Genomic DNA, 14,294 nt, shown 5'->3' with positions numbered 1-14,294 from the left:
CCTTTTTGGGTTATCCCAAATTGAAGTATTTAAAGAGCCTAATGTAACAGCATGCTGTGTTAAATGTTTATAAAAAAAGTGGTGCAACGCAAAGGCTACACCACTTCTTTTGGGGAGGGGGGAAACCCTCCTAACATTGTTGCCGTAAAGTTCCCCTTAGGCTTTGAGAGCTAGCCGTATTAGTTGCCGGCAGGCTCTACAGTGGTATCGTCTGTATCCAGATCTGAACCATCTGGACTAACCGTCGCATCGGTCTCTACCGTTATCGTTACTGTATCGGAAGCTGTATCATCGACCTCCACTGTTGTATCCTCTGCAGCATCCAGAGTTGCATCATCTCCGGCATCTAGACTTGCACCATCATCGATGGAATCATCTTGTGTATCATCGTCAACCGTGCTGTCTGTGTCGATGGTTGTGCCGTCGTCGACTACACTATCTTCTGTATCAACCGTTGTGCCGTCGTCGACCACATCATCTTCCGTATCAACAGTTGCACCATCATCGAGCACATCATCTTCTGTATCAACGGTTGTATCATCGTCGGTTACATCATCTTCCGTATCAACCGTCGTACCATCGTCGACCGTGTCTTCATCCGTATCAACCGTTGTACCATCGTCAACCGTGTCTTCATCCGTATCAACATCGGTGTCGTCGGTTTGGGAATCGACAGTGGTATCAGGCGAGAGTTGACGCAAGCCCACCAGGCTCGGGAAGATACGGCTTGAGGGACCAATTAAGCGATAGGCTGTAACAACGGTCGTATCATCAGTCTCAAACTCGTCGTCGTCAACCTCAAGCTCATCATCAACCTCATTGCTTCCTCGGGGCACGATCACGTAGTAGCGACCGCCCCCAATTTCCTGATAGCGAATCTCATACCGTTGCCGTCTGTTCGTTCTGCCAAACTCAACATTTTCAGAGCTACTAAGAAGAATCAACTGCTGCGAGAAGGCCGAAACATCAAAGCTCGACAATGTCAGCAGGCTAGTATTGAGGGTTGTGTTCGACGTGTAATTTGCAGAGTCAAGCCGATTAATGGCGATCGTGTAATTGTTGGTTGTGGTATTGTTATCGCCACCCGTTACTTGAATCGGTTGCCCAGGATAGAAGACGGTGACATAAGGGCCAACCTGAATAGGATTCGTGATATTGATGGTCGTGCCACACACGTTGCAGGTAGAGGTTGCTCCCTGCCCACCATCATCATCAGAGCCACTGTTGAAGCTTTCGTCAAAATTGTAGCCGTCGCTTGTGTCAGTATCAATACTGCTGATGTCACCCAAACCTGGGAAGGCAGTAAATTGAATCTCTGAAGCTTCACCCTCAGAACGCGTACCGCCCTGCTCAAAGTTATAGCGGATTTGGCCACGGGTACCCGTGCTGCTGAACGCGACCCCATCCGTACCATAAGCGCCAAAGGTTGCCAATACCCCTTCAACTCGGCCATTGCCGCGAATCTGGAATCGGTCTAATGGCAGCGAACCATCAATCTGAGCAGCAGCTCCTGTCAGAGTTGCATCAACGATGCCCCCCTCGCCACGAATTCTAAAGGTACTTGTGCTACGGCCAGGTGCAGGAGCACTCTGCGCGTTGATTTCAAAGCGCTGATTGGCTTCTCCAACAAACCGAATCCCGTCGCTGGTGGTATTGAACAGATAAGAGCCTGCCGCTAAATCTTCTCCCTCAAATCGGAAGTTGAGACGCTGAAGAATAGGGACTGAAGTGGGGGGGTTGCTGCCACCGCCTGAGGGTGAGAATGAAAGGGTCGAAGGCAAATTGATCAGACCATCATTCAAGGTTGTGTCTAGATCGCCAACCTGTAGTTCGCCTTCTGTCGCCGTGAACTCACTTCCCTCTACCGTCGCATTTTCCAGACCAGGCAGGAAAATCAGGGGCGCGCTTCCTAGCACACTGGGGCTAATCAGGGTTCCATTGAAGTTTAAGGAGGACGCAAACGAGTCTACCTCAAAGGACAGGATCGTTTCCCGTTGAGTGAAGGGTAACAAGTTTCCATTTTGTGTCAGGGCCACCCCGGAAAGATAGCCTTGCAGGATACCTGTATCCCCTGCGTCTACAGCTTGGTTTCCACGATCATCGAATGTTGCGCTGGTTGGCACAAATATGGAGGTGGTTGAGGTTCCATTCTCACTTTCGATGCGGAGCTCTTGAACCGAGAGATCAAACAGGCTGGTACCAGGAGTCGTTTGACCAGGAGCGATATTTTGACCGGGGACAAAGAATGCTGCATTACCACTGAGTTGCCCACCAGTTACGCGAATTTGAGCATTACCCGCGGTTGGGAACAGTAATGCTAGACCACTGGCGATCGCAAGTCCTGCAGCTAACCGGGTTGACTTAAAAATCATGAACAGGCCTCCTAGGTGAATCAAATGCTGAATACAGCACATTAAAACTTTTTGCAAACGTAGCTCGACCAGTAGAGACAGTCTGTTAGGCCATGTCTTTCAGGTAACGTCTTATCAGTTTATCAGCGGTATTCCTGGAAACCCGGGAGCAGTAGGGTAATGGACAGTACACCAATCAGAATCACACCTTAGAGAGATGTTTGATAAGTACCTGGGCAATCTCGGACTGTCTAACACCCCTAGTCAAATGGACATTTTAAGCCAGACTGACTTTATGAGTGCGGGGGCTAATCGAGAAAACTTACTGCGAGGGAAAGGAGCAGAAACAGCAGGGCATAAAGCCAACCTCGATTCCCAGTTAAATCTAGCAAGGTAAGAATTCATACAGTGTATTCATTTTCATATCGTTACTGAAAGTAGGAGTTTTATAAATTTATTATCAAGACGCGTGAAGCTTGGGAACCTATTAGAAGCATTTATTTTCTCCTAGCAGCATTCTCGGTTTGTTGATCCACTGTGGAGCATAACAAGAAATTTGCGCTGCAACCCTAATCTTTAAAGCGAATACGGACGATGTATGGCTCAACGCACTCTGCATCATCGGTACCTGGAGCACAGACATACGTGTTGAGGTTTCGAGATGGATAAAACTTACCAACGGCACCATCAAGCAGCTTGAGTTTGATGCTTAGCTCTCTAACTGACAGATGAGCTTTTTCAAAGGTACACGAGGCGTAATGCCATTCTCTTGGGGGATGGGCATGCGCGTGCAGAGGCAGGCAACATGCCTATTGCCAGCAGGATAACAGCTTCATATTGATATGAGAGTTGCGCCCTGCTGTGAAGGATAAAATCCCAGCATGCACCTTTCTAAGACTGAACCTCAGAAGTCCTATTTTTCGTGTGCGTCGCGCACTAAAAATAACCTCAGGCTGCAGTGCTTATTTTGGCGTGCGCAAAGCGCACGCCAAAATAAGCGTTTTCGAGTGCCGCGCAATGCGCGGCACTCGAAAACGCCCTTAACCCGAACTCAGGTTAAAAATAGGGCTTCTGAGGTTCAGTGCAAGACCTGAGTCAAGAAAACGGTTAGATCTGGCAAACCTATACCGTAGGCATGCCAGATCTAACCGTTTTCCTTGCCCTCAAAAGTACCGGCGTTCGCTTAATGAGGAATATTCGCTAACATTTGCCGGAGCCCCTGCCGCCAGTGAGGCTGGGGTTTGCCAAGCAGTGCAGCTGTTTTTTGCTGTGATAGGACAGAGTAGGCAGGGCGTTTAGCAGGTGTCGGATACTCAGCGGTCGTAATCGGCAGAACGCGTTGAATACGGAGCGGAAACCCTAAATGAGCTGCCTCCTCGAAAATAGCGGTGGCAAAGTCGTACCAACTAATGGCCCCACTATTTGTAACGTGGTAGGTACCTGCAATCTGGGCAACGCGATCGCCCTCCATCGCCCCAACAAACTGTAAAATAGCCTGGCCCAAATCCCCTGTCCAGGTAGGTGAGCCCACCTGATCGACCACAACTTTCAGTTCTTCCCGCTCCTGGCCCAGACGAAGCATCGTTTTGACAAAGTTGCCTTTACCCCCATTGCCGTAAACCCAGGCGGTACGGAGGATGAGATGGCGATCGCACTGCTCTCGAATCCCCTCTTCCCCTGCCAGCTTAGATGTTCCGTAAGCTCCTAAAGGACTGGTTGGATCGCTTTCCAGGTAAGGGGTATTCTTTTGCCCGTCAAATACATAGTCCGTAGAGATATGCATCAGAGTGGCTCCAAGCGACTGGGCCTCTTCTGCCATTACAGTGGGAGCCGTACCATTAATAGCTTGAGCCAGTTCTAGTTCGCTCTCAGCTTTGTCAACTGCTGTGTATGCAGCGGCATTAATGATCAAGCTGGGTTCCACATCTCGGATCAGTTGACGGATGGCATCCGGCTGAGTCAAATCTAGTTCTGCTCGACCGACAGCTTTGACCATACCGACTGCCGGTAATAGCGCCTGTAGCTCTTCCCCCAACTGCCCATCTTTGCCTGTTAGCAAAATTCTCATGCAAATACCTCTGCATCCCGAAAGAATGTTCCATCTTTGTCTTTTGCAGAGAGGCTTGGTTCCCCATTCAGGGGCCAAGCAATATCCAAATCTGGGTCACTCCACAAAATGCTGCGCTCATGCTGAGGAGCATAGTAATCCGTCGTTTTGTACAACACTTCCGCTACATCGGAAGTGACAACAAAGCCATGGGCAAATCCTTCGGGGACCCAGAGTTGTCGCTTATTTTCAGCACTCAGCACACAACTGACCCACATACCAAAGGTAGGCGAAGAGCGCCGAATGTCGACCGCCACATCAAAGATTTCCCCGGCAACAACCCGCACTAATTTACCCTGAGTTTGCTGAATCTGATAATGCAAACCCCGTAGAACATTTCGGGCGGAACGCGAGTGGTTATCCTGCACAAAGCGGGCTGAGATGCCTGTTTTATCTTGAAATGCCTGCTCGTTAAAGCTCTCAAAGAAAAAACCTCGTTCATCGCCAAAAACGCGAGGCTCCAGAATCAAAACATCAGGAATTTCAGTCGGAATGAGGTTCATAGAAGGGTTTGGATGGAATAACAATAGCCGTTCAGAATATCGGGCGATCGCCTCTATCAGCCAGAGAAGCTATCAGTGGAAACACGCCTAGAATGCCCATCCTCCGTACAACCGTAACTCTACTCATAGCTTCTAGTGATAAACTTTAGAAACGTAAAGTCTTCATCAACCCTTGAGAAATTTTTTCTGAAGTCCTTGATTTTGTGTGCGCTTCACGCACACAAAATCAAGGACTTCAGAAAGAGCTATAGGAATTGAGAACGGCGTATCACACCGTCCTCAATTCCTATAGCTTTATTCCTGTGTACGGAAAGCCTATAGCAATGACCTCCGGACTCGCTCTTAGCTAGGCTTATTAGACCCTTCAGTAATATGAGCTGGCATACCCACTGCTGTTCTATACGCGGGAACATCGTTCAGCACTACAGCGTTCGCCCCAATGCGCGCATGTTCACCAATCGAAACAGGGCGGATAATTTTTGCACCCGCACCGATATCCACATGGCCCTTCAGATGAACCCCTCCAACAATGGTGACTTGCTGCAAAACAAGACAGTTGGGGCCAATATAGGCATTGGGATGAATCACGACGCCATTGGGGTGAGGCATCAACAAACCGCCCGCGATCTGACAGTTGAGAGGAATATCTGCCCCACTCACAGCGCTCCAAAACCGATGCCAGAGAACATACCAGCGGCATATCACCCATCCCAATGGGGAGCCTTTTTTCTTCCAAAACTGGTATCTACGGATGCACTTTAGCAGCTGACGGCTCGGATCCCACCACCGCTGACACTCTTCTCGGCTCCAATCCGGCTCGGACGCAGAAATCGATATATCCATAACAGTTGCTGCAACAGTTGCTGTCATTGAAGGCTCCTCTGGAACGTGGCTCGTTCAGGCCGTTTCCGGACTGTGGATAAGAAGTCTAAGAGCAGAAGTTTCACCCAACGGTTTTATCTGTCAACGGGTGTTTGAAAAGCCTCAACAAGATTGTTTTCCGAATTCATAGTGCCCGAAAAAAACACCTTGCAAACACCCCTTAAACTTTGGAGAATCAAGTTTTTTTTAATAAGGATAAAAAGCAATTTATAGTACAAGGGATAGATTTTTCGTGCGTGACATACACGAAAAATCTAGTAGTTCGCAACACCCTTAAGCTATAATTTTCGCTGGGATACCAACAGCAGTTCTACCTGTAGGGATGTCTTTGAGAACAACAGCATTGGCACCGACGTTAACATCATTGCCAAGGGTAATTCCTCCCAGCACCTTAGCACCCGCACCAATATTGACGCGATCGCCCAACTTTGGGGCATCCAATGGCTTTTCCAAATAGCGGTTGCCCAGCGTTACTCCCTGACGAATGACACAATCATCGCCAATTTCGCAATAGCCGTGCACAACAATACCATGTTGATGTTCAATGACTAAGCGACGCCCAATTTTCGCGGTGTAGGGCAACTCAATACCATAGGTATTGCGAACTTTGCGATAGAGCATGCGGTACAAAATACTAAAGGGTGCCCGCAAGAACTTAGGTTGGAGTTCCATACGCCAAACTCCAAAACGGTAGACGGCAAGCGCTCGAAACCCTGGTTTTGTCCAATCCCGTCCATTAGCAACCCAATCCTCTTGAATCAGTTGCCATAGAGTTAGAGATTCTGGTTCTGAAGGATGTGCAACAAGCGTGTGCCCTAATGTAACCATAAACTGTTCCTGGGTTTTATTCGTTTGCGGACTTCTGAAAGTTGAGCGAATTGAGATTTTCTATCGAAACGTAGAATTGAGGGCTTAGATCGAAAGTAGCCAGGGAGCACAGCCTTTCACATCCTCCTTTTGAGGCATCCACAGGGTGATTCCCTCCTCCTTCGGAACTGCCAGTGCTCCAAGGCGACTTCAAACCGTTTTAGCTGGATCGATAGCGCGACCTCTCATGAAGACACTGTTGCGCCAAAAATCCCCGAGCATTTGGGGAGGATCAAGGTCAGGTTTTTGCTGCAATACCCGCCGTGCACGCCAGGAAGCAAATCCTGCCGCCCACAACGCATCTGCAACAGCTCCATAAACCCAGCCATAGTTTTTGATGAAGTAGCGATGGCGGGAGTCAAACCAGTACTGGGGGAGACGCTTGGGGGGACGCTTTTGATCGGTAACCCCAGATGCTTGCCCAACGAGATGAACAACGTGACTTTCAGGTACATACCAGCAGGGCCAACCCGCTCGATGAGCTTGCAGGCAATAATCCATCTCCTCGTAGTACATGAAGTAGCCTTCGTCCATCAATCCAATATCTTGAATGACTTCGCGACGAACCATCATGCTGGCTCCCGCAACCCAATCTGTGAGGCAGGCCTCCTCCGATACAGGCGGAGCCACTACCCAAGGTTGCAATAGGCGAGACAACACTCCCAGACGCACCCCAGAATCCATTTCACTAAACAAGGTATGGAAGCGAAACGCCGAGCGTTGGGGTGTCCCATCGGGATCTTCCAGGCGGCTTCCCGCTATACCAACCTTGGTATTCGCTTCCATAAACTGCCACAGAGTACGAATGCCCCCCGGCCGGACGACGGTATCTGGGTTGAGCAGCATCACGTAGGGCGGCAAGGTGCCGCTCTCGTAATAAGGCCGAATGGCGGCGTTGTTGCCATAGGCGAACCCGCCATTCTTGGGCAGGGGCATCAGGTCAGCCCATGTTCCCCAACCACCTGCCTCAATAGCAGCCTGAATTTGCTCAACGGAACCATCCCCCGAGAGATTGTCAGTGACAACCACCCGTGTCGGTGGCAGAGTTGGAATTTCATCAACGAGCGATCGCAAACAATCAATGGTTAAAGCAGGGGTCCGGTAATTGAGAACCACGATTAACAGGGTTAAGCCTTCCGTTGACTGTTGGAAATCCAGCATAAAGAATGTCCGTTCGACTTATACCTGTTTCAGGAATCTGTGTTCAGTGACGTTATCCATCGATTTGCGCGATTTACTGCCGCACATCTATCGCCTGATCTTTAAGATGCCTGACTCAGTATGATTTGCACATAGTATTTTCTACGTATATCCCGCTTTTGTTATTGGACAGGAACCGTATAAACCGCAAATACAAACCAATTTGTCCTGAGTACTTTCCCCTGATTGATTTAGCTACTCAAAGCAATAAAAGCTAGCACCCACAGCTTTCTCTATGCATTTTCTCCACAGCATAGAGGAAGCCTCCGGAAAATAACCAGTTTTGCTCTATCAGCTCTATCATTTGAACATTCTAGAAAATAATCGTGTATCACGACTCACATTTTGTAAGTTGTTTAGAGGCAACTCACAGTACGGGACAAAAATTAAAACTATCTCTAGAACCCGGATTTTGGATTGGAGGGGCCTTCGCTCCTCCAATCCAAAATCCGGGTTCTAGAAGTTTTGTCCTGTATTAAAGAGGCAAGTATTACAGCGCTTTGTACTTAAATCAGCCCTGGTTGTTTTTGTGAGAATCGCGCAGAGCATGGCTCTCACAAAAATAACCAGATTTTAAGCGATTGAAAAGCCCTTAAACTTTGGCTGAATAGCAGACGTCATTAGTTGCCCTGTTTAGAATAGAGAGGAACAATGGATCGCTGTCTTTAGGGGTCAGGGTACCTATGCAAACGCCCTTCTGCCCCTGAATTGAGCGACCAAACATGTGAACACTGATTTAGGTTTTAGAACCATGGGCAGCCTTTTGGGCACAGTGTTAGGGTTTCTCATTCTTATGAGCCTTTCGGGTTTTAAGTTAGACCGAGAGTATCAGCGGGGCGTGATCTTTCGCTTAGGGCGTTCTAAGGGCGTGATGGGGCCGGGGCTCTATTGGATCGTTCCATTTATTGATCAAAAAGTGCAGCTAGATGTACGGACTCGAACCACCAATATCGAACCGCAAGAGACAGTTACAGCAGACAGTGTAACCATTCGTGTGAACGCCGTTTTGTATTACCGAATTATCGACCCAGTGAACGCAATTAACCGGGTTGAGAATTATGAAATGGCAGTATATCAGGCAGCTTTAACAACACTTCGGAACGTTGTAGGTCAACATATTCTGGATGATGTGTTGCAGAACCGAGACAAGATCAACACTCGAGTTCAAGAAATTGTGGATGAGATTACTGAGCCCTGGGGTGTTGTGATTGAGCGTGTCGAAATGAAGGATGTAGAAATTCCTACAGGTATGCAACGGGCTATGGCGAAAGAAGCGGAAGCTATTCGCGAAAAGCGTGCCCGCATTATCAAAGCGGCCGCGGAACAGGAGGCTTCAATCAAATTGGCAGAAGCCTCTAACAACATTAGCCAGAACCCAGCAGCCCTGGAACTGCGACGGTTGCAAATGTTGACAGAAGTCGGTGCCGAAAACAATACAACAACTATCGTGATGATGCCTTCAGACTTTATCAATCTGGCACGTCGCTGGTCAGGTAGCCCAATGGATGCAACTTCTGTCCAGTCACAGCAGCCGTTTAACCCTGAAGTTGTCTTGACCGATCATCATCCTGAAGCAGCCGAATCCTAATTTTGCTCATTTGCCAAGAAACGCCCTATAGAGGGCGTTTCTTGGCAAATGGACTTTCTGGTTGCAAGCTAAAAAGATTGCAAAATCCATTCAATCTACTGGAGTAATGCTAGTGAGCAACCCGTTGGGACACGGGGGCGTGTTCCAGTAAACAGTAAGGGCGGCTGTAGCTGAGGGGCAATTCTAGATGGTGTTCTTCCAGGAAAGGGCGATCGCTCAAAATCTGCTCTGTCGGCCCATCACGTACGACTCGACCGTGGCTGAGTACCACCGTTCGGTTGCATAGCTCAAGCGCCAGATCGAGGTCGTGAGTCGCGATCAGTTGGGTCATGGGCAACCCCTTCAGTAGATGAATGAGCTGTCGCCGTGAGCGAGGGTCGAGGCGGGCTGTAGGTTCATCAAACACCAGAATTTGGGGGCGCATAGCCAGGACTCCGGCGATCGCCACCCGCTGTTTCTCCCCACCAGAGAGGTTGCTCGTGTTGCGATTGCCATAATGCTGAGGGTCTAACCCCACTGCATAGAGACAGTGGTGGCAACGGTGGGCCAGCTCCTCCCCTTGTACTCCCTGGTTCATAGGGCCAAAGGTAATGTCTTCCCAGACCGTTGGCATAAACAGTTGGTCATCAGGATTTTGAAAGACCAGCCCCACAAAATTGCGGATCTGCTTCAGATTCTGGGGCTCCATTGGGTACTCGCCAACGGTGACCGTCCCTGTCTGAGGTATTAGAATGCCGTTGAGATGAAGTAGCAAGGTTGATTTGCCCGAACCATTTGCCCCAACCAGCGCGACCCGTTCAGTCGCCGCAATGGATAGATCAATATAGCTAAGAGCCTGAGTACCATCAGGGTAGGTGTGGCTTAACTGTTCGATGGCAATGGGATTATGATGCATATCAGCCCTGGAAATGGAAAGTGAGCAATTCCGTCAGCTTTTGTCGTGCAGGTTTAGGGCGTACTTTAAAGCCGGTTAAAGGGTTGTTTTTATGCGGAAAGCAACAAAAACAACCCTTAAAACAGACCCTAGCGATGGGTACCGTACCAATGGAGAGCCTGCCCCACAATTAGAACAGTCAAGGTGAGAGCGATCGCCACCCCATCCCACCAACGGCTTTGAGGTACTGTCTGAAGCGGGGGAAGCCCTGTATAACCACGCGCCAGCATGGCTTGATGGATGCGATCGCCCCGCTCATATGTCCGGATAAAAAGCGCACCTATCATATTCCCAATCACCAAGCGTTGATAGCGCTGGCGATTCATTAGATTGCGGGACGCCGCCGCCCGCCGCATGGTGGCAAATTCTCCAACAAGCAGTGCCGTATAGCGGTACATAGCAGCCAGGGTCGACACCAGCAAAGGGGGCATTTTGAGGGTGACCAGCGCCTGCAGCAGGTCAGGAACAGGGGTCGTTAGCACTAACAGGTTGAGCATCATAAGACTCAGCAGAGATTTGAGCCCGACGCTACCGAGTACCATCAAACCTTCCGAGGTAATGCGTAGCCAACCCCACTGCCAAAGTACTGTCCCCCCATCCCGAAACAGTGTCCCTAAAAGGACGGCTCCCAGAAACACCGATTCGACGCCAACCCGACGCAACAACCGCCCCAAGTTCACTCGGCTGAGGAGCAACAGCAACAGTAACCCTAATCCATAAACCCCCCAAACTGCCCAGTATCCGTTTGGAGTTAGGGAAGTGGCAAAGACAAACAACAGCGCACAGAGCACTCGGCTGGGTGCAACCAATCGATGCCAGGGCGAAGCGAGCTGACTATCCTGATCTAAATGAAATACGCCTGTGTGAAATAAGGCCATGCCAGTCCTTTAAGATTCTGACTCAGACGAATGAGAGCCTTTGACCAGTAGCTTTCCTGCCCCCCAGGCGAGGCCAAAGGTGGCTAGAGTACCGAGCAAACCCGCTAGCGGCGTTGCGACACCTTCGGGAACCCCCCGTAGGGCATATTCATCGAAGACAGCATGAAAGGGAAGCTTTTTGGCTGGAGCATCTTCCACAGCCCGGTCGGCAAAGCCGTGATCCTGAGACACGCGATCTAAGCCATCGGGATGGGAACTGGCAAACGGTGATAGTACTACTGCAATCAATAATGCAATGCCAAGGCCGCTCGTTATGAACACTTTGTTTCGCTTAGACAATGGGCGATCGCTCATGGCACAACCTCCACGAAAGAACGTTAAATCTGAATGAGGTAAAAACAAACAATATTTAGCCAGGTGGATTAATGGTGCGTCAAAATGCGGCGCACATCCGATTTTGGCTGGGGTGGATCAAACAACAAGTCAGGGCGGGTCCGCCAGATATAACTGATAGCGACCAGGGTGATCAGTGCTTCTCCAACCCCAATGAGTGCATGCCAGGACAGCATTGCTGTCAGCGCCAGGGTCAGCGGCACCGTACCCGAAAGCGCAAGCTGAATGCCACAGAGGAGCGATCCGGCCATTACACTGGCCCAGGCCGTAATGGCTGTGGCGATCGCCATCCCGCGCCAGCGGTTGTATCCCAAGACAGATCGCAGCACTTTGTAGAGGTAGTAGCCACCAAACGTACCCACCAGTCCCATATTAAAAATATTGGCTCCTAAAACCGTCAGGCCACCATCTTGAAACAGTACGGCCTGCACGATAAACACCACAGTCATCACAAGGGAACCAGCCCAGGGACCTAGTAGAACACCTGCCAGTGTTCCCCCCAGCAAATGCCCTGAGGTTCCTCCGGGAATCGGAAAGTTAATCATTTGAGCAGCAAAAATAAAGGCGGCACAAACCCCCATCAGGGGTACAGCGCGTTCCTGGTAGTTTTTCTTGACGCGGTTCAGGGAGAGGGCGAGGAGGGCGATCGCCAACACCCACGTCACTAAACTCACGGGTAGATTCAGAAACCCGTCAGGAATATGCATCGCCAACTGGGGGCTGACATTCCCAAAGCGAACATCACCGAGCAACGCAATAGGCAAGGAGAAGTGCATGAATATACTCCATACTCCATAAAAATGGGCAACGTAGCCAGACCGAAATATGTTGGGGGTCAGAGGGCCTGGGCTAACTCCGATATGCTCTTATTAGAGACAAAACTATCGGGTGCTGGAACCACCCATCAGTAGATAATCCCTCGGCCAGAAATGCAATACCGGGGAGGGGCATTTGAAGCCATAAACGCTATATCTTAAGAAAGAATTTGGAAAATAAGCCAAGAATGGCTCATTTGCTTTGAAATCCTAAGAACCACAAATTTTTGTGCATCCAATCTCTCAAAATCTCTGCTTTATTCAGGCTTGCTTGTGTTTGTTGTAAGCGTAAAGCACTTACAACAAACACAAGCAAGCCTGAATAATGGAATCAACCTGCTTCAGGCACCGATGATTTATCGTACTTTTGGGGCTGATCGCTCATTTTAACCCGTGAGATGTAGCGGGCATCTCACCCTCAAAAATCAGCAGTTCTCATTATGACCTTCAAAGCCAAGATTGCGCGCCCGTCGGGCGCGCAATCTTGGCTTTGAAGCCCGAAAACCGCTTGCCTTCGGCAAGCAGTTTTCGGGCCTAATTCCATACTGAGAATTGCTGCTCAAAAATACGACTACTTGCTTTATAAAAAAATTCTGCGTCATGGGTACTGCCTGGGCTTTACGTGCGTACAAAAACGCCTGGTTTTATGAACCAGGCGATCGCTATCACAATGACCCTTTGAGCTAAAAAACTGCCTTTAGAGAGGTATTTTCTACAGAATCAATCCTCGTATAGCCCTCTAGTACGCTGAGGCGGAAATCCATCACCTATGTTTTTGTGTGGGATGCGAAGCACCCCACACAAAAACATAGTATACAAACTTAGGCCGCAGCCTACTAGTCATTTTCTAACGGAATCGTCGGTAGGAGAGCCGGGCATCAATTCCACGATCCCGTAAGTCATCTACGATGTCCTCGGCAACTGAACGACTTGGGTAATTACCCGCATTGATAAAAGATCCCTGGCTGGAATCATCATAAAACGCCGTTGGAACTCGCCTCCGCACAACCCGTAGATCATCAGGATCGTTTCCAGGTATAGCAACAACATAAGGGCCAGCCCCCGGCGTATAGTCGCCAGGACCACCGGTTCCTGTGAACGAAAGGAAATTTCTGGCCACCCACCCCCCAACTGATAACTCTGCCCAGGTTAAGCCTCCAGCAAACTCTTCATCTCCTGTTAAGACAACAGGGGTGCCATTCGCCAAGGAGCTAATCACCTCACCATTTGGCCAACTCCGCACATTCAAAACATCACCCGATGTGCGAACAACAGCACTGCTAGAGCCTTGCCCATATTCATCATCCGTTGGGCCGCCAACATTGGTTAAATATCCCAAATCTAATGCGTCCAGGGTTGCAGGACCAACGACGCCATCTGCTTCCAGGCCATAACGGGACTGAAAATCAATCACGGCTTGCTCTGTTTCAGAGCCAAAGTCTCCATCTGGATAAACACCGAGCCGTTGTTGAATGGCCGTGACAGCAGAGCCGTTATCCCCATACTGGAAAACGACCTGAGCCAGAGCATTTCCTGCCGAAACGATTAGGGTAGAGGCGATCGCTCCCATTAACCCCCAACTCAGTCGATGGAATGCCTTGAAGGAAATTACAGGTGAGGCCATGATCCATTCCCCCGATTTATGACTACAATTCTTGGTCAGAACTCGGCTCTACCGAAGGGTGCAGATTTTTGGAATTCTAGGGAATTCTGAAACTGGCGCTTGGTAGCCGAGCGGGCAATCAAAAAAAGCAACGTTGCTCATTGCTCGTTTGG

Annotated in this window: 12 protein-coding genes; 1 reads left to right on the top strand and 11 read right to left on the bottom strand. The window is 49.5% G+C overall.

Annotation, left to right across the window (positions count from 1 at the left end; translation table 11 throughout):
• Positions 1-179 precede the first annotated feature (179 nt).
• From NDI52_RS00685 to NDI52_RS00660, 6 genes are all read right to left on the bottom strand, one after another.
• Positions 180-2,372 (bottom strand): hypothetical protein, encoded by a 2,193-nt coding sequence (locus NDI52_RS00685; protein WP_190772448.1) that lies wholly within the window; start codon positions 2,370-2,372, stop codon positions 180-182.
• Between the two features lie 1,162 nt (positions 2,373-3,534).
• A complete protein-coding gene (gene rfbD / locus NDI52_RS00680; protein WP_190772447.1) occupies positions 3,535-4,419 on the bottom strand; it encodes a dTDP-4-dehydrorhamnose reductase in 885 nt (294 codons plus the stop codon).
• Positions 4,416-4,961: a dTDP-4-dehydrorhamnose 3,5-epimerase gene (gene rfbC, locus NDI52_RS00675; protein WP_190772446.1), complete on the bottom strand. Its 546-nt coding sequence runs from the start codon at positions 4,959-4,961 to the stop codon at positions 4,416-4,418. The genes rfbD and rfbC overlap by 4 nt, the downstream gene beginning before the upstream one ends.
• A gap of 342 nt (positions 4,962-5,303) precedes the next feature.
• On the bottom strand, positions 5,304-5,831 hold the full coding sequence (locus tag NDI52_RS00670) for a hypothetical protein (RefSeq protein WP_199307806.1): 528 nt from the start codon (positions 5,829-5,831) through the stop codon (positions 5,304-5,306).
• A gap of 285 nt (positions 5,832-6,116) precedes the next feature.
• Complete coding sequence (locus NDI52_RS00665) at positions 6,117-6,671, bottom strand: serine O-acetyltransferase (protein WP_190772445.1); 555 nt, start codon at positions 6,669-6,671, stop codon at positions 6,117-6,119.
• 189 nt (positions 6,672-6,860) lie between these two features.
• Positions 6,861-7,871, bottom strand: coding sequence for a glycosyltransferase family 2 protein (locus tag NDI52_RS00660; RefSeq protein WP_190772444.1), 1,011 nt, complete (start codon positions 7,869-7,871; stop codon positions 6,861-6,863).
• Positions 7,872-8,661: 790 nt separating this feature from the next.
• Between NDI52_RS00660 and NDI52_RS00655 the strand changes: the two genes are divergently transcribed.
• Positions 8,662-9,498 (top strand): slipin family protein, encoded by an 837-nt coding sequence (locus tag NDI52_RS00655; protein ID WP_190772443.1) that lies wholly within the window; start codon positions 8,662-8,664, stop codon positions 9,496-9,498.
• Between the two features lie 109 nt (positions 9,499-9,607).
• Here NDI52_RS00655 and NDI52_RS00650 read toward each other — a convergent pair whose 3' ends face one another.
• The 5 genes from NDI52_RS00650 to NDI52_RS00630 form a co-directional block, all read right to left on the bottom strand.
• A complete protein-coding gene (locus tag NDI52_RS00650; RefSeq protein WP_190772442.1) occupies positions 9,608-10,393 on the bottom strand; it encodes an ATP-binding cassette domain-containing protein in 786 nt (261 codons plus the stop codon).
• Between the two features lie 128 nt (positions 10,394-10,521).
• A complete protein-coding gene (gene cbiQ, locus NDI52_RS00645) occupies positions 10,522-11,310 on the bottom strand; it encodes a cobalt ECF transporter T component CbiQ (RefSeq protein ID WP_190772441.1) in 789 nt (262 codons plus the stop codon).
• Positions 11,311-11,319: 9 nt separating this feature from the next.
• Positions 11,320-11,664, bottom strand: a complete 345-nt coding sequence (locus tag NDI52_RS00640) for a PDGLE domain-containing protein (protein WP_190772440.1) — start codon at positions 11,662-11,664, stop codon at positions 11,320-11,322.
• A gap of 68 nt (positions 11,665-11,732) precedes the next feature.
• A complete protein-coding gene (gene cbiM / locus NDI52_RS00635) occupies positions 11,733-12,479 on the bottom strand; it encodes a cobalt transporter CbiM (protein WP_190789381.1) in 747 nt (248 codons plus the stop codon).
• Between the two features lie 886 nt (positions 12,480-13,365).
• A complete protein-coding gene (locus NDI52_RS00630) occupies positions 13,366-14,142 on the bottom strand; it encodes a peptidoglycan-binding domain-containing protein (protein WP_190772438.1) in 777 nt (258 codons plus the stop codon).
• Positions 14,143-14,294 lie beyond the last annotated feature (152 nt).

It is taken from the genome of Leptolyngbya sp. PL-A3 (genome assembly GCF_039962325.1).
Taxonomy (GTDB): Bacteria; Cyanobacteriota; Cyanobacteriia; order Elainellales; family Elainellaceae; genus Vacuolonema.
Note: the sequence above shows the minus strand (reverse complement) of the source record. Positions and strands in the feature narration are given on the sequence as shown.